21 protein-coding genes are annotated in these 21,523 nt (G+C 63.4%); 11 read left to right on the top strand and 10 right to left on the bottom strand.

What is annotated here, in order from left to right; genetic code table 11:
• Positions 1-178: 178 nt before the first annotated feature.
• On the bottom strand, positions 179-811 hold the full coding sequence (locus A5788_RS10510) for a pyridoxamine 5'-phosphate oxidase family protein (protein ID WP_442902867.1): 633 nt from the start codon (positions 809-811) through the stop codon (positions 179-181).
• Between the two features lie 260 nt (positions 812-1,071).
• Here A5788_RS10510 and A5788_RS10515 point away from each other — a divergent pair, with 260 nt between their 5' ends.
• The 3 genes from A5788_RS10515 to A5788_RS24590 all read left to right on the top strand — a co-directional run bounded on the left by A5788_RS10515 (position 1,072) and on the right by A5788_RS24590 (position 4,007).
• Positions 1,072-2,715, top strand: a complete 1,644-nt coding sequence (locus A5788_RS10515; RefSeq protein ID WP_064868638.1) for a DUF6777 domain-containing protein — start codon at positions 1,072-1,074, stop codon at positions 2,713-2,715.
• Between the two features lie 209 nt (positions 2,716-2,924).
• Positions 2,925-3,353, top strand: a complete 429-nt coding sequence (locus tag A5788_RS10520; protein WP_064868636.1) for a hypothetical protein — start codon at positions 2,925-2,927, stop codon at positions 3,351-3,353.
• Positions 3,354-4,007: a DUF3558 family protein gene (locus tag A5788_RS24590; protein ID WP_064869999.1), complete on the top strand. Its 654-nt coding sequence runs from the start codon at positions 3,354-3,356 to the stop codon at positions 4,005-4,007.
• A 75-nt stretch (positions 4,008-4,082) separates the two neighbouring features.
• Here the strand turns inward: A5788_RS24590 and A5788_RS10530 are convergent, their stop codons facing one another.
• Positions 4,083-5,612 carry a flavin-containing monooxygenase gene (locus A5788_RS10530; RefSeq protein WP_064868630.1) on the bottom strand — a complete coding sequence of 510 codons (1,530 nt, stop codon included), beginning with the start codon at positions 5,610-5,612 and terminating at the stop codon, positions 4,083-4,085.
• A 146-nt stretch (positions 5,613-5,758) separates the two neighbouring features.
• Between A5788_RS10530 and A5788_RS10535 the strand changes: the two genes are divergently transcribed.
• On the top strand, positions 5,759-6,964 hold the full coding sequence (locus A5788_RS10535) for a PucR family transcriptional regulator (RefSeq protein WP_197494529.1): 1,206 nt from the start codon (positions 5,759-5,761) through the stop codon (positions 6,962-6,964).
• Positions 6,965-7,203: 239 nt separating this feature from the next.
• On the opposite strand, the gene A5788_RS10540 is transcribed toward A5788_RS10535, so the two are convergent.
• From A5788_RS10540 to A5788_RS10550, 3 genes are all read right to left on the bottom strand, one after another.
• Positions 7,204-8,445, bottom strand: a complete 1,242-nt coding sequence (locus A5788_RS10540) for a fatty acid desaturase family protein (protein ID WP_064868625.1) — start codon at positions 8,443-8,445, stop codon at positions 7,204-7,206.
• Positions 8,446-8,454: 9 nt separating this feature from the next.
• Positions 8,455-9,567, bottom strand: a complete 1,113-nt coding sequence (locus A5788_RS10545) for a ferredoxin reductase (protein WP_064868622.1) — start codon at positions 9,565-9,567, stop codon at positions 8,455-8,457.
• 192 nt (positions 9,568-9,759) lie between these two features.
• Entirely contained in the window at positions 9,760-10,257 is a 498-nt protein-coding gene (locus A5788_RS10550) for an HNH endonuclease (protein WP_005206366.1), read from the bottom strand.
• A 308-nt stretch (positions 10,258-10,565) separates the two neighbouring features.
• On the opposite strand from A5788_RS10550, the gene A5788_RS10555 reads away from it, so the two are divergent.
• From A5788_RS10555 to A5788_RS10575, 5 genes are all read left to right on the top strand, one after another.
• On the top strand, positions 10,566-11,996 hold the full coding sequence (locus tag A5788_RS10555; protein WP_064868619.1) for a serine hydrolase domain-containing protein: 1,431 nt from the start codon (positions 10,566-10,568) through the stop codon (positions 11,994-11,996).
• Between the two features lie 38 nt (positions 11,997-12,034).
• Complete coding sequence (locus tag A5788_RS10560; RefSeq protein WP_064868616.1) at positions 12,035-13,216, top strand: sensor histidine kinase; 1,182 nt, start codon at positions 12,035-12,037, stop codon at positions 13,214-13,216.
• Positions 13,213-13,854 (top strand): response regulator transcription factor, encoded by a 642-nt coding sequence (locus A5788_RS10565; RefSeq protein WP_005206361.1) that lies wholly within the window; start codon positions 13,213-13,215, stop codon positions 13,852-13,854. The genes A5788_RS10560 and A5788_RS10565 overlap by 4 nt, the downstream gene beginning before the upstream one ends.
• 108 nt (positions 13,855-13,962) lie before the next feature.
• The gene (locus A5788_RS10570; protein WP_064868613.1) at positions 13,963-14,715 is read left to right on the top strand and encodes an ABC transporter ATP-binding protein; all 753 of its coding nucleotides are present in this window, start codon (positions 13,963-13,965) and stop codon (positions 14,713-14,715) included.
• Positions 14,712-16,085, top strand: coding sequence for an ABC transporter permease (locus A5788_RS10575; protein ID WP_064868610.1), 1,374 nt, complete (start codon positions 14,712-14,714; stop codon positions 16,083-16,085). Before A5788_RS10570 ends, A5788_RS10575 begins: the two co-directional genes overlap by 4 nt.
• 97 nt (positions 16,086-16,182) lie before the next feature.
• Here A5788_RS10575 and A5788_RS10580 read toward each other — a convergent pair whose 3' ends face one another.
• The 5 genes from A5788_RS10580 to A5788_RS10600 all read right to left on the bottom strand — a co-directional run bounded on the left by A5788_RS10580 (position 16,183) and on the right by A5788_RS10600 (position 20,112).
• Positions 16,183-16,923, bottom strand: coding sequence for a FadR/GntR family transcriptional regulator (locus A5788_RS10580; protein ID WP_064868607.1), 741 nt, complete (start codon positions 16,921-16,923; stop codon positions 16,183-16,185).
• A 4-nt stretch (positions 16,924-16,927) separates the two neighbouring features.
• Positions 16,928-17,878 carry a sulfite exporter TauE/SafE family protein gene (locus A5788_RS10585; protein ID WP_156525496.1) on the bottom strand — a complete coding sequence of 317 codons (951 nt, stop codon included), beginning with the start codon at positions 17,876-17,878 and terminating at the stop codon, positions 16,928-16,930.
• A gap of 107 nt (positions 17,879-17,985) precedes the next feature.
• On the bottom strand, positions 17,986-18,678 hold the full coding sequence (locus tag A5788_RS10590) for an SDR family NAD(P)-dependent oxidoreductase (protein WP_064870000.1): 693 nt from the start codon (positions 18,676-18,678) through the stop codon (positions 17,986-17,988).
• Between the two features lie 26 nt (positions 18,679-18,704).
• Positions 18,705-19,379 (bottom strand): FAD-binding oxidoreductase, encoded by a 675-nt coding sequence (locus A5788_RS10595; protein WP_064868648.1) that lies wholly within the window; start codon positions 19,377-19,379, stop codon positions 18,705-18,707.
• 136 nt (positions 19,380-19,515) lie between these two features.
• On the bottom strand, positions 19,516-20,112 hold the full coding sequence (locus A5788_RS10600) for a sulfite oxidase-like oxidoreductase (RefSeq protein ID WP_064868598.1): 597 nt from the start codon (positions 20,110-20,112) through the stop codon (positions 19,516-19,518).
• Positions 20,113-20,596: 484 nt separating this feature from the next.
• On the opposite strand from A5788_RS10600, the gene A5788_RS23535 reads away from it, so the two are divergent.
• Positions 20,597-20,908 carry a hypothetical protein gene (locus A5788_RS23535; protein ID WP_231895593.1) on the top strand — a complete coding sequence of 104 codons (312 nt, stop codon included), beginning with the start codon at positions 20,597-20,599 and terminating at the stop codon, positions 20,906-20,908.
• Positions 20,881-21,513 (top strand): hypothetical protein, encoded by a 633-nt coding sequence (locus A5788_RS10610; RefSeq protein WP_156525497.1) that lies wholly within the window; start codon positions 20,881-20,883, stop codon positions 21,511-21,513. Before A5788_RS23535 ends, A5788_RS10610 begins: the two co-directional genes overlap by 28 nt.
• Positions 21,514-21,523: the final 10 nt, after the last annotated feature.

The raw sequence follows: 21,523 nt of genomic DNA on the forward strand, positions 1-21,523 counted from the left end.
GCCGGGGCCGCAGAATTCGCCATAGCCAATTCTCTCAAACCACGAACCATAAACTAATTAACGACACGCGACACTAGCTGGTCGAGCGGGGCTCCCTCCGCTGGTCGAGCGGGCGCGAGCGCAGCGAGCACCCGAGTCGAGACCACCCAAGCCGGGACCACCCCCGCCCGGCGCTCTCTCACCCCGCCAGTGCGCGCACCGAAGCCGGGACCGCGGCGGGATCGCCGGTGTAAGTGATCGGGTCGTCGAACACCGTGCGCACGGGCACCACTCCGGTCCATGCGTCGGTGTCGGCGCCTGGTCCGCCAGTCCGCGCCTTGGCAATCCACTCGCCGTCGACGATCGGCAGTCGCAACGCGGTGGTCGCGGCGAGTTCCTTGCGTGTTGTCGTTGGGGTTTCGGCCACGCGGCCGGGAATCAGCTTGTCGCTCAGCGCATCCAATACTTCGGCTGGAAGTTCAGCGTTTCGTGCCACACCACGCACAACCGCCGACCGATAGTTGGCGGAATGGTCGAACAGCGTCTCGGCCACGACGATTCCGTCGAGCAGAAACACACTGAACGCGACCGGAGCACCAGACGCCACCTGTCGCAGTGCACCTGCGCCGGTGGAGCCGTGCAGGATGATGTCGTCGCGGACACGTGCGAACAACATCGGCACCGACCACGGCCAACCGTCGACGACTGTCGAGAGCGTCCCGACCTGAGCAGTGTCGAGAATGTCGTCGAGCAATGCGCGATCGCCTTGACGCTCGGGTTTGCGGGTCAACGTCGTCAACGCATCGGGCTGGGTGTCAGGGGCTGTAGACATACCGACCATCGTTCGCGACGACCGCCGTCGGCGCCACTCGTTTACGGGTACCCGCCGTCGCTATCAAGTTCGACGCTTCTTCCGCAATTACGTGGTCCGGTCGGTGTAGTCCGAACATGTGAGTTCTTGGTTCGAACGGGTGAATTTACGATCAAACAGTTGCCCTGCGATTCAGACATTTCGATACTGATGCCTGTCTGACATCGGTCGCGGGAACCGGTGATGCGCGCTTCCACGTCTGCACACCAGGAGAGTATCCATTGTCTTACCCCCCTTCCGGAACCTTCGGCGCTCCGGCGATGCCACCCACCGGGCCGTTCCAACCGATGCGGGACCAACAAAAGCGCCGCAATCGCACCATCGCTCTGGTCGCGATCGTCGTGGTCTTCGCGTTGGTTCTGGCGACTGTTCTCGTTCTTGTGTTGCGAGGCAAGGACGGTGGCCTTCGCATACCCGGCCTCAGCCTCCTGACGTCCGGTGAGGCGGGACCAGATCCGTTCGGGCCCAACGTCGCACTGACCAACAAGGAGCTGCCGAGCAATATCAAGCTCGCGCGGGGCTCGGGTGCCCCGGACAATGGCGCTCGCGTGGTCTCCGGCACCCAGCCCGGCCTGTACGCGGGTGGCGATTCGACCTGCGACACAGCAGCTCTCGGAAACTATCTGTCCAACAACCCGAGCCAGGCCCGCGCATGGGCCAGCGTGTTCGGCATCGACACCGCCTCGATCCCCTACTACCTCAACACGCTCACCCCGGTCGTCTTGACCGCCGACACGTGGGTGACCAACCACTCGTACCAGGGTGGCAGCGCCTACGCGTTCCAGTCGGTATTGCAGTCCGGCACAGCGGTTCTCGTCGACGGAGCGGGTGTCCCACGTGTGCGATGCGCGTGCGGCAATCCGCTTGCACCGCCAGCGTCGACGCCCCTCGGCGGCTACCGCCTGAGTGGACACCCCTGGCACGACTACCACTCGCATGAGGTGACTCGGATCGCCTACAACAACCAGAACGTCACCGTCGTCAACAACACGACGACCGTGATCAATCAGGCGCCGCAGAACACCGCAACCCCAGCGGCGGCAGTGCTTACGCTGCTCAACCTGACCAATGGACAGCAATTCGAACGTCCGGTCGGCGGAATCATCGACGTGAGTGGTCTTCCGCCGCTTGCGACCGCCTTGCCGACTCCTGCCGCGTTGAACACTCCGTTCGTCGCGAAGTCCGACGAGGCGGCAGCCGAAAACGGGCTGGCGCGGGCCGGCAGCACCGAAGCCGCCGCGGAGGTTGCCCAGCGTGCAGAGTCGAATGGCGGTGTGCCGGAAGGTGCACCCGACTCTTCGGCCGCATCGGAGCAACAGCAGAACGTTGCAGCGTCGGAGACTCCTGGCGCATCCGCGGCGGAGTCGACATCGTCTGAATCGTCGAGTGCCAGCTCATCGAGCAACGCCGCACCGAGCCCGACGCAGTTCTCCGGAGCGGGAGATGCCATCGGCAGCTTCACCTTCCGTGTCGATGATCGCAGCGTGAGCTGCCAGGCACCGACATCCGCGTCGTCCGGCACGATTGATCTCACCTGCAGCGACAACGTCGCACGCACGGTGTCCTCATCGTCGCTGGAGAAGTCGTCGGTCACCTCGTCGACCGACTCGACGACGCAGGTCTGGAAGCTCGGCCTGACCGAGAACTCATCGTCATCGGTGTCGGTCGACGTTAAATCGGCGACCTGGCGCACCGTCGAGACGTCGAGCACCACCACGACGACAACGACGATCGAGACGACGACTCCGGAAACAACAACGGAGACAACTACTCCGGAGACGACGACGTCGGAGACCACCACGGAAACCACAACTCCGGAAGAAACGACGACAACAACCACGACGACGGAAGTTCCTACGAGCTGACACTCAGCACGGAGAGATCCCCTTCGGAGGCAAGCCGCTTCCGGAGGGGATTCTTCTTTGCGACGGGGCCGAGGACCGATGTCAGGCGTGGTCGCGGGACGGCCACGACCGATCATCCACAGCCTGACAATTCCGACACACAGACCCCCGGCTGTCATGGTTAACTGTCTTGGCGCTTGCGCGACAGTCTGCTGCGAGGGGGTAAGAACATGACTGACTTCTTCACCATGCCCGGTGGGGTTGTGAACCTGCAGTCCGAGGACGGGATCGCAAACCTCGGCGGCACGGAACGCAGCTCGATGACGTACGTCCAACCACCCGGCAACACCAGAGACGACGGCGGCACGGTCCGGTTCAACACCATCGACTGGGAGCGGCGCGCCAAGGTCGCCGCCGACGGGGTGGCGGGGTTGCGGGAAGCGTTCAACAAGTTGGAGCGCGTTGCAACGAGCAATCAGTTCGGTGACCTCGTGGAAGGGCTCGAGGTCCACGCTCGGCTACGCGCGCTTGTTGACTCGTGGCGGAATAGCCTGCAAGAGCAGATAGATGATCTAGCTTCACTCGCGAATGGCTGCAGAGAGGCAGGTAGTGCTCTCGACGACGCGGACACTTCAACTGCAGAAGGCCTTCGAGCATAAATGCGATCCGTCTTCAGTTCTGTTGCCCCGAAAATCCTTTTGACCCTGGCCCTGCCTCTCATTCTCAGCTCGTGCCTCAGCGTTGAGGGGCAGCCGACTCCCGAAAGCCTCCGCCCAGCCTTGAACGATCAACATGCCAGTGCGACAAACGATATTCGGCAAACCGACGCGCAAGGGCGCGCCCTTCCCTTTGAAACCGAGTATCCGCGCAGGTGGAGCAACGGAAACGATGGAACTACGTACGAGCCTTGCACGGCGGCAACCACAACGATACTCACCGACAGCCGCCTTGACCCGCAGTCCGCGAGGGACGCTGCAGCTGCGGATCACCAAACCGCACGCGGCTGCGTATGGTCACTAAGTGACCGCGAGTACGCGGATCTCTCTCAATACGTCGGTAACCAACCCGATCTCGATGTCTATAAGCAAATGAACGCACAGTTCATGAATTGGAGGGATGACATTTCGTTGATTGGTCGCCGTGTCGCAGTTGCGACGGCGCGATCAATCCCAGAGTGCACTACTTTCGTGCGCTCTGGCGAGGCAATCGTCGTTACCAACCTCTCTATTTCTATTAATCCTCCACCCCTCAACGAAATCTGCGACAAGGCAATCGCTTTCACACGCGCGACGATCGACCAGATGCCCGAGTAGCCATTCGGGAAGCCGCCACATGACACAGGCGCGAGAGCCCCTCGGACTCCCGCGCCTGCGCAATAGGAAGATTCGTCAGCCGACGGCAGACTCCACGCGCTCGGAGCCCTCGGACGAGCCGACACCAGCCGGCGAGGCCGCCCTCTTGAACCGCAGGTTCTCAAAGTCCGCGACGTCAGCACCCAGGGCCTTGCGGTCCTTGTAGAAACTCATCGACATCTTCCACGGCTCCTCAGCGCCCTGGCGCGGCAGTTGGTCCTCGACGCGCTTGATGTAGCCAGCTCCGAAGTCCAGTGCAGGGCGGGTGTCCATGTTCGGATCCACCACAGGTGCCACCTCGCGGTACCCACGCGCATCCATGTACGCCATGAGCCTGCACCAGTACTCGCCGATCAGACCGATCTTCAAAGTCCACGACGAGTTCGTATACCCAACGGCGAGTGCGAGATTCGGAACACCACTCAGCATCATGCCGCGGTAGATGACATGGTCACGCAGCACCACGGGCTCGTCGTCGAGCGACAGATCCATCCCGCCGAACAGTCGTACGTTCAAACCCGTTGCCGTCACGACGATGTCGGCTTCGAGTTCCGTACCGCTCTCGAGCAGGAGGCCCTTCTCGGTAAACGACTTGATTCGGTCGGTCACCACCGACGCCTTGCCCGAGCGAATCGTCTTGAACAGGTCGGCATCCGGGACCGCACACAACCGCTGATCCCACGGGTTGTAGGGCGGATTGAAGTGCGTGTCTACGTCGTATCCATCGGGCAGCAGGACCTGGTTCACCTTGCGGATCACCTTGCGCGACGTCTTCGGAAAGCGCTGTGCCCCTTCGTACAACACGCGCTGCTGCAGAATGTTCTTCCACCGCGCCACGGCATAGCCGCGCTCGTCGCCGAGGATGCGTCGTGCCACGTTGGCAAAGGGATCGTGCTTGGGCAGCGGGAGGATGTAGGTCGGCGTCCGCTGGAGCATCGTGATGTGCTCGGTCTCGTTCGCCATCGCGGGGAGCAGCGTGACAGCCGTTGCGCCACTTCCGATCACGACGACCTTCTTGCCCTTGTAGTCGAGATCTTCCGGCCAATGCTGCGGATGCACGACCTGCCCGGTGAACCGCTCGCGACCCTCGAAGTGAGGCGTGAACCCTTCGTCGTAGTTGTAGTAGCCCGACCCGCAGTACACCCAACTAGCCTTCAGCTGGATGTGTTCACCGGTGTCGAGGCGGTCGATCTCGGCCGTCCACAACTGCTCACTCGACGACCAGTTCAACGCGGTCACCTTGTGCTGCAACCGCAGGTGCTGGTTGATCTTGTCCTCGTCGACGGCTTCGCGAAGGTACTGCATGATGCGGTCTGCGTCGGCGATCGACTGCTTGTCGACCCACGGCTTGAACTCGAATCCGAACGTGTGCAGGTCGCTGTCAGAACGAATACCCGGATACCGGAACAGGTCCCAGGTGCCACCAATCGACTCACGTCCCTCAAGAAGCGCGTAGCTCTTCTGCGGCATCTCCTTGGTCACGTAGTGAGCGGCCCCGATACCGGAGACACCCGCCCCGACGATCAGAACGTCCAACGTTTCAACAGGTGTGGCTGTTGTGGGCACCTGCGCCTCCTTAGGGTCTGGCTCGGCTTCCCGCACGGTGCAATATGACACTATATGTTGTTACGTTCCAGAGTGCGTCACACTTAGCCCTCGCACCAGGTGCCAAGTGCCCACGATGAAGGTCCTACAAGGTGCATACTGTTCGGATGTCCGATGAGTGGCCCTACGTATCCCCAGAGATCAAGAGCTTGATCCGACGCGGCGCCGAACTCATCCTGGACCCGCCCGAGGAGTGGATCGAAGCCATCCACGACGCTTCACTGGGCGGTATCCGTATGAAGGCCATCGCCGACGACCCTGTGCTCGCCGAGGGAACGCGACGCACCAACCTCGCGAACACCCTGCGCTGGGCGAGGAGCAACGTTATCCATCCCGGCGAACGCGTACCCGCCGAGATCAGCCCCGACATCCTCACCACCGCTCGCGACCTCGTCCGGCGCGGCCTCGATGAATCAGCGCTCGACGCCTTCCGCACCGCACAAAGCGTCGCATGGCGGCTGTGGATGCAGGTCTGCTTCACCCTCACCGACGACCCACAACAACTGCGCGAACTCCTCGACATCACACTCGTTTCCATCTCGACTTACATCGACGACACTGTCGAGGCCACGAGCAACAGGATGCGCAGCGAACGCGGCGAACTCACCCGCGGCACCCACGCGCAGCGTCGAGAAGCGGTTGCCCTGCTACTCGAGGGCGCACCCATCCCCATTGACCGCGCCGAAACCCAACTCGGCTACCGACTCCTCGGCCCGCACACCGCGTTGGTCCTGTGGAGCACACATCCCGAACAGGCCGCAAAACTCGAATCTGCCGCCGACACGCTCGCCGCCTCGGCCGGGTGCGCCAACCGACTCACCGTCGTGGCCAGCGCCGCGTCGCTGTGGATGTGGCTGCCTACCGATGAGACACACATCGCGCGTGTTTCGCCATCCCCGCTGATCGACGTCGCCGTCGGCAGAACGGGTGACGGTGTCGACGGCTTTCGCAACAGCCACTTCCAAGCGCTCGCGACCCAGCGCATCGTCGCGCAGCTAGGCGGCTCGCACGGATTCGTGAGGTACGACGACGTCCGGCTGGTCTCGCTGCTGATGTCGTCCGCCGAGGACACCGCGGCATTCGTCGACGACACTCTCGGCGAGTTCGCACATGCCGAGTCAGCTCTACTCGACACAGTACGAACTTGGATCAAGCTGCAGTGCAACACCTCTCGCACCGCAGAAGCGCTCTATACGCATCGCAACACCGTGATTCGACGCCTCGCCCGCGCCGACGAGCTACTGCCCCGTCCGCTCGACGAGAGCCTGCTCGACGTCGGCGTCGCGCTGGAGGTGCTGCGCTGGCGGGGGTGATCTCGACAAGCTCGATCAGCGGCGGGCAAGCTCGATCACCCACCGCTGGTTGAGTGGACGACGAGCGCAGCGGGCACCCACCGCTGGTTGAGTGGACGACGAGCGCAGCGGGCACCCACCGCTGGTTGAGCAGGCCGCGAGCGGAGCGAGCAGCCGTGTCGAAACCACCCCAGCGAGGAGGTGATCTCGACAAGCTCGATCAGCGGCGGGCAAGCTCGATCAGCGGTAGGCAAGCTCGATCAGCGGTTGACAGCCACCCGCGACGACCGCAGCTCCCGCAGGGCCGAGCGCAGCCCGCGCCTGCGGCCGGTCTGCGGGTCGACGCCGAAGTGAGTCTTGGTCCCCTCAATGATGTTGAACCGCAACTCCGATGCCGTCTCCGGCGCGTCGTCGGCGCTGGCTTTCAGCATCGCGTTGGGCAGCGACAGCTTGGCAATTGTGCGAAACGTCAACCAGTACTGATGCTGCAACGAACCCGTCGTGTACGGCAGGTCGTACTTGTCGCACAGTTCGCGCACGCGGACCGCGATCTCCTCGTACCTGTTGCTCGGCAGATCCGGGAAGAGGTGGTGCTCGATCTGATGACTGAGGTTGCCGCTCATGAAGCGCATCAGCGGGCCTGCGCGAAAGTTGGCTGATCCCAACATCTGTCGCAGGTACCAGCGGGGCTGGTCTTCTTCCTCGTACTCCTCGACAGTGAACTTCTCCGCACCGTCGGGGAAGTGACCGCAGAAGATCACTGCGTACGACCAGTAGTTGCGAATGAAGTTTGCAGTCGCGTTGGCGGTCAGCGTGGTGAACCAGTTCGGTCCGGCGAGCGCCGGGAAGATCAGGTAGTCCTTGGCGGCCTGCTTCCCGACCTTCCGCCCGATCACCCGAAGATCCTTCAGCGCAGCGCGATACGACTTCTGGCCGGTCCGCAACTTCTCCGTCTCGAGGTGGTGCAGCGCCACGCCCCACTCGAAAAACGTTGCGAGAAGGAAGTTGTAGACCGGATTGCCGACGTTCCACCATTCCCACGGCTGATCTCTCGTGACACGGAGGATGCCGTAGCCCACGTCATCGTCCATGCCGACGATGTTTGTGTACTTGTGGTGCACAAAGTTGTGCGAGTGCTTCCACTGCACGCTCGGGCAGGTGGTGTCCCACTCCCATGACGACGAGTGAATCTCGGGATCGTTCATCCAATCCCACTGCCCGTGCATCACATTGTGGCCGAGTTCCATGTTCTCGACGATCTTGGCGACGCCGAGCATCCCGATGCCGAGAATCCACGCGGGTTTGCGGTTGCTGAACATGAGCACCACGCGTCCCCCGGCGGCGAGCGCACGCTGAAATGCGATGGTGCGTCGAATATATTTCGCGTCGGCGACACCTCGCGATTCTTCGATCTCACGTCTGATCGCGTCGAGTTCGGCACCCAGTGCCTCGACGTCGGCTTCTGTGAGATGGGCGTACCGATCAATGTCGGTGATGGCCATGGAGTCTCCCTACAGGTCTAGCGTGCATTCACCCGACACGGTCGAGATACATGTCTGGATTCGGTCACCTTCACGTCGTTCGTCGCCACTGCGCAGATCTCGGACGTAGCCGGCCGCGAGCGGAACAACGCAGGTCTGGCAGATACCCATTCTGCATCCGAAGGGCATCTGAATTCCCAACTCCTCGCCTGCTTCAAGGAGTGTGGTGGCACCGTCGACGTCGGCCGACTTACCCGATTTCGCGAACGTCACCGTGCCGCCCTCACCACCGACGTCGGTGCGTGCGATGGCGAATCGTTCGATGTGCAACTGATCCGATAGCTCGTTCTCGCGGAACACGTCCTCGATGTCGTCGAGGAACTCGATGGGTCCACACGCCCAGCACGAGCGCTCGCGCCAATCCGGAACCGCGGCGTCGAGCTGGGTGACGTCGAATCTGCCGTCCTCCGAACTGAGGCGTAGATCGAGTGTGTAGCTGGGTGTTTCGTCGTCGAGTTGTTCCAGCTCGTCAAGGAAGATCACCGAGTCGCGGCTCGGCGCGGCGTGGACGTGAATGATGTCGGGCGTCTGTTCGCGGTGTTTCATCGAGCGAAGCATCGCGATCACGGGCGTGATGCCACTGCCCGCAGTCAGGAACAGGACTGCGTCGGGAACCGGCTCCGGCAGGTGGAAATCACCCTTGGGCGCGGCGAGGCGAATGATTGTGCCGGGCGCGACACCGTCGACGAGGTGCGTCGACAGAAAGCCGTCGGGGTTGGCTTTGACGGTGATGGAGATCGTCTTGTCGTCGTTGCTGCCGAATGACGTCAGCGAATACGACCGCCAATGCCAGCGCCCGTCGACGTCGAGTCCGATTCCGACGTACTGCCCTGGCTGATAGCTCTCGGGAAAGCCCCATCCCGTGCGGATCACCACCGTCGCGCTGTCGGCGGTCTCCTTGACCACGTCTTCGACGCGTCCACGCAATTCGCGGGCGCTCCACAGCGGATTGATCAGATGTAGATAGTCGTCGGGTAGCAGAGGGGTCGTCGCTCGCGCGATCAGGCCTCGCAGGATGTTCACCTCTGGGCGCGTCGCGTCGACGTCGGCCGCAGGCCGCTTACTCCACTTGAGAAGATTCACCAGCCTCCCTCCGGTAGCTCGTAGTGAACGAGTGTACACACAGCTGGTGATGGGCGTCACAGATGCTTTGCAGGCCGCCGCCCACGGGTGTCCAGTGATCGATAACCCGCAGAATCAGACCCGCGCAGTCGTCCGGGAACGTGACCCATGTGGTTGCGCCGTGGCGGATTCATCGGTGATCCGCCACGGCAACTACCCCGTCTTCGGCCGCAGCGTGAACAGTTCCCAGACCTCTTTTTGGTCCTGCGCCCACGGGTCATAGACGAAAGGTGCGTGCCTCATCGCCATGCCCGCCTGCCGCGGAGTGCGATTGGCTTTGAAACCGTTGCAGGATTTGCACGCCGCCACCTGGTTACCGAAGGTGCTCTTGCCGCCCTTGGACACCGGCACAATGTGGTCGACGGTGTCGGCAGGGCCGTCGCAATAGGCGCAAATCCACTGGTCACGGCGCAAAATGGTCGCTGTAGACGCATAGGAGTCCATCGACTTGCCCGCATAAGGTCGGTAGGCGTTGCGTTTGATGGCCACCACTTTGTGAATGGGTAGGGTCACCGTGGGTGAATGTACGACGCGCACAACCGGCGTGCCCTCGACGTTGCGCGCGACTTCGGTGGTCAGCAACACGGCCGCACGACGCCAGGTCACACGCGCCAGGATCTGCAACCCGGCGTTGGTGACGAAGATTGTCATGGCAGTCCTCCGATGCCGTATGCGCTCGGACGTGGCGCGATCCACGCTAATGGCAATACGTCGATCTCGCGAGGCCATTTGTTCTGTGGCGGCGAAATACTGTCCGACGTTCACTTCGACGACATATTCGGGCAGACCTCCACAGTGGCGGCACACGCTTACTTCGCGGTGTGCAGTGTGGCCACCCGGCGGGCCGATCTGCACAAGATTTCGACGGCATCGCCTTCCATTTTCCGAAGGCGACACCACGGCATCCGACGCGTGCCACGCTGCACGTCAGTAGTTCTCACAATCAGGGGGTCAGCGCAGTGTCCGAGCATCCAGCTCACCGGTTTCTCACGCGTATCCCGCAGCGAATTCTGCTGACCTGTGCAGCACTGATCGCACTTGTGGCACCGGTGGCGCTGACCACTGTGCCCACCGCCACCGCCGCGCCGAGCCAAGCGCGGTGCGCCCTTCCGCAGGGTTCCGCGGCACCCGACTCCGCCACGCCGTCGAGCGTCGGAATCGACAAGGCAAAGCTCGACGACGCCATCGCATTCGCGGCGTCGAGAATGCGTACGCATATCGAGGTCTATCGCAACAACTGTCTGATCGGAAACGGACCGCTGAACGCCGTGACCGGAAACATTCCGTGGAATCTGTTCAGTTCGACCAAGAGTGTCATCTCGATGCTCGCCGGTGTCGCCTATACGCAGGGGCGACTAGATCTCGGAGCGTCGATCGAGAAATATCTCCCCGCAGGGACAGTCGATCGTTCACATGCAGCGATCACCGTGCGCGACCTGCTGACCCAATCGTCTGGCCTGCGCCAGTCGATCGTCAGCGAAGCACTGACTGCGGGACTCGACGTCGATCCGGATATCGCGAAAGAAGCTCTCGCGCTGCCTGTTCAGCACAAGCCGGGAACGTTCTTCGAATACACGCAGCACGGACCCGACCTCCTTGCGTACGTCGTGCAGCGCGCCGTCGGAGAAGATCTGCAGGAGTTCGCGCAGCGAACACTGTTCGGGCCCTTGGGAATCAAGCAACACGACTACTACTGGGCGCGCGATCGGTCCGGCCACACCTACGGATACGCCTTCTTGTTTATGCCTCCGACGGACTATTCACGCCTCGGGTTGCTGATGCTCAACGACGGGGTCTGGGGCGGCCGACGAATCATCAGTTCCGACTACATCCGCCAGGCTCACACGCCCTCTGCGTCGAATCGGTGCTACGGATATCTGTTCTGGGTCAACGACTCTCCCTGTACCGGGCCATCGTTCCCGTCCCGACAGACGATTCAGCAGGCGCCTCTGGCCGGGTTGCCGTCCGACGCCTACGCGATGGTCGGCTTCTTGCAGCAGAACAACTTCATCGTCCCGAGTCTCGGATTGTTGGTGAGCTGGAACGGGATTCTTGGCGACGTCTCGCCGGACCCGGGAACGCTGCTCAGCGCGAGTCTCAACAGTGAGCTGTACCGCGAGTTCTTCCGTAAGCTCGTCGCTGCCTTCCGGACGCCGAGGATTCCCGACCCCGGACCGTACCGTCCGACGATGAACCTCGACTTCGATCCGGTCCAATTCGCCGACCCGAACATCGCGTTGGGCGCGTTGGGCTTCGGTCCGTACGCGCCGTCGAATTGCACGGTTCTGCAATGCGGTTCGACGCCCTTGCGCGCGCCCCTGCAGGGCAACCCTGGCTGCTTCGCGATCACCTGCCTCCCGGGCACACCTGCGTCACCCGGCAAGCGGTAGGCCTTCGGCGGCACCCCGCCGTCTGACACTCTGGACGCATGCGCGACCCGCTTTATGCCGGCGGCCTGACCCGTCGAGGCCTCATGCTCGACGTCGCCGTGGCCCTGCTCTTCGGTGCAATCGCGATCTGGCTGCACTTCGACCAGTCGACACCCGCGGGCATTGCCGCTGTGCTCGTGACCGTCGCGCTCGCTGTTCGACGACTCGCTCCGACGCTGATGATCGTGCTCGCGCTGGCATCCGCGGCGATTCAGGTGGCGGCCGACCAGATCGCCGTGCTCGCCTCACTCGCCTACTTCCCGATCTTCGCAACGCTCGGCGGGCATCCGGACCGGCGAGTTCGACGTGGTTCACTCGCGGTGGCCGTGATCGGATCGCTCGTCGCCGGGTGGGAGTTCCCGCACGCCTACACGGTCGAGCCGTCCCTGCTCAACCGCGCGTTCACGACGTTCGTCGGATTCTGCCTGGCGGCGGTCGTGGTGATCGGCGGATGGACGTTCGGGTTCATCCGGTATCAGCGTCGTACGGTCGCGCAGGCAAAGGTTGCCGAGACCATCGCACAGCTCGAACGCAGACGCCTGCTCGATCTCTACGACGAACAGCGGGAACGCACCCGACTCGCGCGTGACATGCACGACGTCGTCGCGCACTCGTTGACCATCGTCGTCGCACAGGCTGAGGGTGCCCGCTACAGCATCGACACCGCACCCGACGTTGCACGGAACGCGTTGACCGTCATCGCCGACACCGCACGCGAATCACTCGGCGAGGTGCGCGGACTGCTCGCCCAACTCAACAACGACGACGCCGTCGCCGCCTCCCGCGCCGACCGCGAAACCCTGTACGAGCGAATGCGTACCGCAGGCATGACGATCGAGACGCGCGAGATCGGCGACGAGGAGACCAGCGAGCCGGCCGTCGGACGGATGGCGCAGCGCGTCTTGACCGAAGCGCTCACCAACGCGCTCAAGTACGGCGACCTGGCCACCCCCGTCACCGTCGAGATCGACTGGACCGGGGGCTGCCACCTCACCGTGCGCAACGGGTTGACCGACACCCCGCTCTCCCCCGGTGGCGCAGGCCGCGGCATCATCGGCATGGCTGAACGCGCGGCGCTCGTCGGGGGAACGGCCCGCAGCACCTCAACTGAGGACACCTGGTTGGTCGAACTGCGCGTGCCCGCCACCTCCGACGTCGACTCGAAAGGAGTGTCGCGGTGATCCGAATCGCCCTCATCGACGACCAGCCCATGTTCCGCCAGGGCATCGCGATGATCGTCGACAGTCAGCCCGACATGGAGGTGGTCGGACACGATTCGTCGGCCCTCTCGCTCTTGGATTTCGTGCGCACTACGCGACCCGACGTCGTCCTGATGGATGTGCGCATGCCGGGCATCGACGGCATCACCGCGACCGCCGACCTCGTCAGCGCACTCGGCGACGACGCTCCGCGCGTGCTGGTACTCACCACGTTCGACGCCGACGAGGCCGCGGCATCGGCCATCACCGCAGGGGCCAGTGGATTTCTCCTCAAGGACGCGCAGCCGGACTTCCTGCTCGCCTCGATCAGAGCCGTCGCCAATGGCAGTCAGGTGGTAGCGGCGTCGGCGACACGACGGTTGTTCGAGCAAACCCGCACGCGGGCAGGCGATCCCGGACCCGAGTACGACCGTCTGACCCCACGCGAACGCGAGATACTCGTGCGCGCCGCACAGGGACTCTCCAACGCTGAGATCGCCGACGCCGAGGTACTCTCGGAAGCCACTGTGAAAACCCATGTTTCGCGTATTCTTGCCAAGCTGGGACTGCGCGACAGGGTGCAGCTCGTCGTGTACGCATACGACCACGGGTTGGTCTGACCGCCAGCACGTACATCTCGAGATGTACGCGAGGTCATCCGAGGGGCCGATCGGATTTCATCGTCACGGCCGACGATCTTGGCCACCGAATTCCCTAGCGTTATCTGCATGACGAATGAACCAGCATCTGTGGTGCTACGCAACGTATTCCGAAGCTACGGTGACCCGAGTCAACCGATCCATGCGCTACGCGACGTGTCGCTCGATCTGCGACGTCGAGAGTTCACGGCAATCATGGGCCCGTCAGGATCGGGCAAATCGACGCTCATGAACGTCGTCGCTGGACTCGACGACATCACGTCGGGCGAGATCTGGGTCGACGGCAATCCCATCGGGTCGCTCGACGACGAAGCCCGAACAATTTTGCGCCGCAAACACATCGGCTTCGTCTTTCAATCGTTCAACCTGATCCCGACGCTCACCGCCCAGGAGAACATCAACCTCCCATTCGTACTCGCCGGGACACGACTCGACGCGCAGACGCGCTACTGGATCGCACACCTGGTGCGGTCGCTCGGCCTGGACGAACGCCTCGATCATCTACCCTCCGAGCTCTCCGGCGGTCAACAACAACGCGTCGCCATTGTGCGTGCGCTCGCGATGCGTCCGACGATCATCCTCGCCGACGAGCCGACAGGCGCACTCGATACACGTACCAGTCGAGAAGTGTTGGCGCTGTTGACCACCGCAGTGCGCGAGTACGGGCAGGGCATCGCGATGGTGACACACGATCCCGTCGCGGCGTCGTACGCCGACCGTGTGATCATGCTTGCCGATGGCCAGATCACCGGCGAGTACCGCGGCCTCGGTGCACGTGAGATCTCCGATCTTCTCATCGGCTTGCAGGGGGTCTCGGCATGAAGGCCACATCAGCGCGGCTGACCGTCGGATCGTTGCGTGAGTTGTCGACGGTCGGCATCGTCGCAGGTCTCGCCAGTGCCTACGGCACAACGCTTGTCGACGCTGCGAGCATGCTGTCGGTGCTGTCGGAGAAGAAGGGAGGTTCTGCTGGTGCGGCGCTTGCAGTGGTGGCTGCGGTCTTCATCGGCATCGCCCTGTTCGTCTCCGGGATCGTGATCAGTTCCGGTGTCGACACTGTCATCGCCGGTCGCCGAGCACAATTGAGGTTACTGCGGCTGATCGGCGCGAGTGCACGCCAGTTGCGCGCGGGACTCACCAGGGCCGTCGTCACGGTCGCGGCCATCGGAGCCGTGATCGGCATCGTGTGCGCGACAGTGGTCATGACCATCGTTCGAGAAGTGCTCTTGCACAACGGAAAGCTACCCGACGGCGACTATCCGCTCCTACCTTTGGGCGTGTTCGCGGCAGGCATCGCGGTGGTCCTGATCGCGGCTATCGCTGCGCAGGTGGGCACACGGTCGACACTCACTCGTGCCGCCGTGACGCACGGCGCGAGGTCTAAGGTCGGTACGTTCCGGACTGTCGTCGCCTGTAGCGCAATCGTGTTCGGTGCGTTGTTGCTCGCACTCGCCTGCTACCTCGGAGAGTTCGGCAATCTCACCGGCTTCGCGGTTGCCTTCCTCGGTGCCGCGTCGGTCTCGACGGGCGTGTTGATCGGCGCGCAACGCATCGTGCCGCAACTCGTCCGGTGGATGGGTGCCGCATTCGGTGCCAGCGCACCGTCGATCGTGGCACGCAAGAACGCCGTGTCTGATCCGCGACGGACGACCCGCTCCACGATCGGCCTCCTCGTCGGCGTGACGCTGGTGACCACCATCGCGTCGGGAATGAGCTCACTGACGAAGTCGATCCACAGTTGGGACATGCCAGCCGCCGAGATGGCCGAGACCGAACGCTCGCTGTCGGTCATCACCGCGATTCTGCTTGCCATGATTGCGATCTCGGCGATCATCGCCGCCGTCGGGTTCGTGTCGACGATGTCGCTGACCGTGATCGGCCGCACGCGCGAGATCGGGATGCTGCGTGCCATGGGGTTCACGGCGAAGCAGGTGCGCGCGATGGTTGTCCGCGAGTCGTTGGCGCTCAGCGGAACCGCGGTGATCGCCGGCCTGGTGCTCGGCATCATCTTCGGCACCGTCGGCAGCCAGTCGCTCATCGGCAAGGCGACGTCGGGCATCCCTGTCGGACTGCCCTGGGGAGCCCTCGTCGCGATCGTGGCGGGCACCGCCGTCGTCGTGATCGCCGCCTCGCTGCCACCGAGCCGTCGCGCCGTCGCCGTCGCCCCCGTCGACGCGCTCGCGGTGGCGTGAGGGCTGGGGCGGTCTGCCGATCTGCCCGGCCGCCCACGGTCTGCAAGAAACACGTGTTTCTGACATATGCGCGCGAAGTTCTGCTCGCAGGTGTCAGTTACACGTGTTTCTGTCGTCGACCGACTCGTTCCGTCCGCTTCCCATCCCGATGAGATCCGGCCCTAGACGCCCCCTGATCCAGAGCACTCGCAAGTCCCAGAAGGTGTGCGCGCGTAAGTGTTTCGGCGTGATCAGCATCGCGTGTGAGTATCGCGTCGACGACGGCGGCGTGTTCTGCTGCGTCAGATGCGTCGACGGGCATCATGGTGAGCATGTCGGTCATCGCCGCCACCAGTCGGGCTCGCAAACCGTCGAAGAGTGTGATCAGCAGCTCGTTATGCGACGCTGCGACAACGACCTGGTGCAATCGAATGTCTTCTGCGGCAAGGGCTTGCGGTGCTCCCGCGAGCAGCGCATTGCGGTTCGCCAGTGCCGTTCGGATGATGCGCGCGTCGTCGTCGTTGTGCTTGACCGCCGCGAGTGCGGCAGCCCGTGATTCGATGGCGACGCGAACCTGCAGGAGGTCGGTGATCTCAGCGATCTCGGCGAGTTGATCCCACGGTTGTGTGGGCTCGGTCGCGGCGAGAAAAACCCCGACCCCCTGTTTGGTGGTCAGCACTCCACGCGCTGCCAGGCGCCGAATTGCTTCGCGGATCGTCGACCGACCCACTGACAGTTCCTGCGCCAGCGAGACCTCGCCGGGCAGTTGCTCGCCGACAGCCCATCGCCCTCGCCGAACGTCGTCGAGCAGGGCGCGTGCGGCCTGCTCCGACAGCGGAGTTCGAGAGAGCGCTTCCAAAGTCCTAATCCGTTGCGTGTTGGTCGATCGGGGTCGAATTGTTGAAAACAGTTTGCTCCGATGATGATAGGTCAGCGATCTCGACGAACCGCTCACGCCGGGCCACACGCTCACGCCGCATGCGATAGATCTCGCGAACGCCGATGGTCATCGCGAAGACCGCGAACACAATGCTCAGGATCTTGACGTTCAGTGCCAGCGCGATCAACACACCGGCAACGGCGCCGGGCAGCGCGCCAATATTGAGATTGAGGCCCAGTCGCAGGTCGGCAGTCCCCTGTCGGGCGTGTGTGATGGTACCCACGATCGCGTTGGGAAAGAACATCAACAACGACGTCCCTTCCGCAGTAGGGAGATCGGTACCGAACAGCAGCATCAGAGCCGGAACGGCCAAGAGTCCCCCGCCCAGTCCCATACCTGCGGCCCACGCGCCGATCACGAAGCCGAGAACCAGCGACGTCGGGACTACGAACCACCGGCTTGCGATCCACGCCTCAGGAACCACGGCCGACCCCTGCAGCGGGTCGTAGCCGGTGACGTCGAGCAAAAGTTTTGCGCTGGTCAGCAACAGAATCGCCACGAAGAGCCACCGAAGAACCGATGCGGGCAGGCGCAGGATCAACTTGGCACCGAGTACCGCACCCAACGTCGCTCCGACGACCATTCCGGCACCTGCTCTGAAGTCGATCGACCCGCCGACCAGGCCGAACGTCGCTGCTCCCACACCAGTGACAGCGATGTTCGCGGCTCCTGCGGTGCCATGCAGCGTGTGCCGCGAGAGGTTTGTGATCTTCTCCAGAACAGGAACGTAGAACACACCGCTTCCGCCGCCGAGCAATCCACCGATTACTCCTCCCATGGCGCCGACCCCGAGCTGGGTGGGAACTGATGGCTCGACGACCCGCTCACCTGTCGTGGTTGGCCGAACTGCTTTCGGCCTCGCGGTTCTCGACATGCGCAGACTCCTTCGATTGACGCCGCGCCAACCCTACGCATACATGTACTTGTCTGACAAGTAATGGAACACACGCAATACGCGACGCCCTCGTCCGTCTGCCCGACCTACCAGGGCACTGTCTGGCCCCGGTAGTCCAAGAATTGCAGCCCGCCCGCACCCGCCTGCGCTTCCAGGACGTCGGCGACGCCACGTGTGCTCTCGTCGACGGTCAGCGCGGCGTCGGACCCGCCGAGGTCGGTCTTGACCCAGCCGGGTGCCATCAGGAGCAGTGTGCGCGGGTCGTCGGAGGTGCGGGCGGCGAAGCTTCGCATGAGCTGATTCAGCGCCGACTTACTCGCGCGGTAGATCTCCCATCCCGTCACCCGAGTGTTGTTCGTGATGCTGCCCTGGCCCGACGACATCACGCCGATGGTTCCAGTCGCAGGCACGAGATCACGGAACCGTTCGACGAAGCGCATCGGACTGAGCGCGTTGGTCACCATGACGCGGTCGAAGGTCTCCGTCGATACGTCGGCGACCGTCTCCCACCGATCATGCGTGATCCCCGCATTGACGAAGATGAGGTCAAAGACTTTGTCGGACAACCTCTTATGTAGCGCATCCACCGACGCGGCGTCGTTGGTGTCGACGGTCTCCACCGTCAGAGCGCCGTCCCACTGCGTGGCAAGTGCTTCCAAGTCGCCGCCAGCGTGTCGGCTGGTGGCCGTGACACGCCACCCGCGTTCAAGCAGGCGCGTGGTCAGGCCGAGGCCCAACCCCCTCGACGCCCCGACGACGAGCGCGTTCTTCGTTGCCATCCCTGCCTCCTTCTGTCAACGCTGCCCTAGCCGAAACGCTCGGTTCTGATTCGTGCGGCGTCGTGTCCAGCGTCGAGCATTGCTCGAGCGCAATGTTCGACGAACCCGTTGGGTCCGCAGACGTAGACGATGGGCTCCCGCTCGGGTGGGAACGTCGCTGCGGCGAGTTCGTCGACGGTCACGCGGCCAGGTCGACGACGCTCCTCGTCCGCAGCCACTCGCGTGTGAAAGATGTTGACAGGCAACCGATTGTGCGCGACCAACTGATTCAGCTCGTCGGCGAAGTAGCGGCGGCTCGGCTCCCGCAGCGAGTACACGAGGTTGAAGGGCGTCAACGGCGCACTCACCTCGCGCAGGCGGATCATCGACATCAGCGGCACGATCCCCGACCCGCCGCCGATGAGTTGGACCGGCCGTGTCTCCGACGGGTTCCACGTAAACCACTGCCCGTTGGGTCCGCTGATCTCGAGCGGTTCTCCCACTTCGACGACGTCGACGAGGTACGGGGACTCCTCGCCGTCGTCGACCTTCTCGACGGTCACCTCGATGGTGCGGCTCTCGCGGACATCGGACAGCGAGTAGGGCCGCGCCGTCGAGTATCCGTCCTCCGCGGTGAGTCGGATGTCGACGTGCGCGCCTGCGTCGGCGCTCATCGGTTCACTGAGCGCGAGTCGCAGCGAACGCGCTGTGGGCGTTTGCATTTGCGAGCCGACCACGGTCGTGATCTGCCAGTCCACTGCCGTCACCCTCTCGGCGTCGCGCGTGGCCGTGGTGGTTTCACGGGCAGTGGATTCTCGGGCAGTGGTGTCGCGGGCAGCGGATTCGCGAGTGGCGGTGTCACGAGTAGCGCTGCTCTCGCCAGGGGTCGCCGTAGATGTGGTAACCGCGCTCTTCCCAGAAGCCCGGCACGTCATCGGGCATAAACCGAAGGCGCCGAACCCATTTCGCACTCTTCCAGAAGTACAGGTGCGGAACGAGCAGCCGCACCGGTCCGCCGTGTTCGGGCGCAAGGGGCTCACCGTCGAAAGTGTCTGCCAGCCAGGCCTTTCCGTCGGTGAGGTCAGCGAGCGGCACGTTGGTGGTGTATCCGCCGTAGCAGTGTGCCATCACGTAGGCGTCCGGTGCCCAGGGCAGCGTCGACAACAAGTCGTCGAATGACACCCCGCGCCACCGAGTGTCGAATTTGGACCAGCGTGTGACGCAATGGATATCGGTGGTGATGTCCTGGTGCGGGAGGTCGCGGAAGTCGGACCAGCCGAGACTGTGCGCACGATGATCCGACGACTGGATCGTCAACCGCCACCGCTCATGGGGCAGCGCCGGCGTCGGCTCGGCGGACAGCACCGGGAAGTCGACGGTCGAGTACTGCCCCGGCGGCAGCCGATCGGCCATCCGATCGCGACGCCCCACGAACCCGCGGTTCACTATCGCCATACGACCAAGTGTAGGCGCGCGCCGGGATGTCGCAGGTCAGCGGCGGAGCGACGCGCTGGGTGCGCGCCGCTGGGTGCGAAGCCGGCGGCTGCGCAGAAACTAGGGGAAGGAGCTCTCCGCCGCGCAGGAAGTCGGGGAAGGGGTCTGCCGCCCCGCAGGAAGTCGGGGAAGGAGTCCGCGGGCGCGCAGAAAGTGGGGGAAGGAGCTCTCCGCGGCGCAGAAAGTAGCGGAAAGAATCCTTCCGTGGGTTCTGTCCCTTTCCCCGCGTTGTTCGTCGGTTGCCAGCCTGGTGGTGAGACATCTGGTGGCGGTGGTGCGGGGAATCGGAGTAGTGATGAATCAACCGCAGACCTGGCGTACGCCGGGAGGTCGGACCTGTTACACCGTGGCTTACAAGGTCGAGGCGTTGCAGGAGTGGGAACGTTGTGTGGAGCGTGGGTCGAAGACCCGGTTTCTGCGTGAGCGTGGCCTGCCTCAGGGAACGATGATCGATTGGGTGCGGGCTCGTGATCGTGGCGAGTTCGAAGCGTCGATGCTCACGGCGGTGAGCAAGGACGGTGGGCGAAGAATGATGAACAGTCGTGATCGCGCGGAACTGGCGCGTTTGCGGGCCGAGAATGAGCGATTGAAGTCCAAGGTCGCTCAAGCTGAGGCCGCGCAGGAAGTGTTGGGAAAAGCATTCGAGCTCTTGGAGGGGATCACCAAGGGCTCGACCGACAGCGACGAGCAGATCCCGCCAGCGTTGATGAGTGTCGAGCAGTATCGGGAATGGTTGAACAGCAAAGGGCTGTCGTGATCGCGACGGTCACCGCGCTGCACACTGTCGGTGTGTCGGTTGCCGCAGCATGCGTGTTGCTCGGGGTGGCCAGATCTAGCTACTACCGGATCACGCGTGGCTATCGCCATTACACGCCTGTCACCGCTCCGCGGCCGCAGTCGGCGCGTATCCAGCCCGCGGCGTTGTCTGACGACGAACACGCCCACCTGATCGATGTGTTGTGCAGCCCCGATTACGCCGACCTGTCGGTGTTCCAAACCTATTGGCGCGCTTTCGATGCCGGGTTGCTGTCGTCGAGTCAACGCACGTTCTATCGGGTCGCGAAGAAGGCACAGTTGGTGGGTGACCGCCGCCACCGCAAACGTGTGTCCGGGTGCAGTCGCAGCACCCCGCGGGTCGTGGCCACCGCGCCCGGGCAATTGTGGTCGTGGGATGCCACCGAGCTACGCGGCCCGGGCCGGCAACGATTCAAACTGCTGCTGGCTATCGATGTGTTCTCCCGATTCCCGGTGGCCTCGAAGGTGGTGCCCGCGGAAAATGCGTGTGCCGCGGTCGCGAGCTTGTCAAGATGTTTGTGTAAGAACGTGACTCCTGATTTTTGTGTGCTTGCTGTTGCGGTCTAGGTGAGGTGGG

The sequence above is a fragment of the Gordonia sp. 852002-50816_SCH5313054-c genome (assembly GCF_001665925.1).
Classification (GTDB): Bacteria; Actinomycetota; Actinomycetes; order Mycobacteriales; family Mycobacteriaceae; genus Gordonia; species Gordonia jacobaea.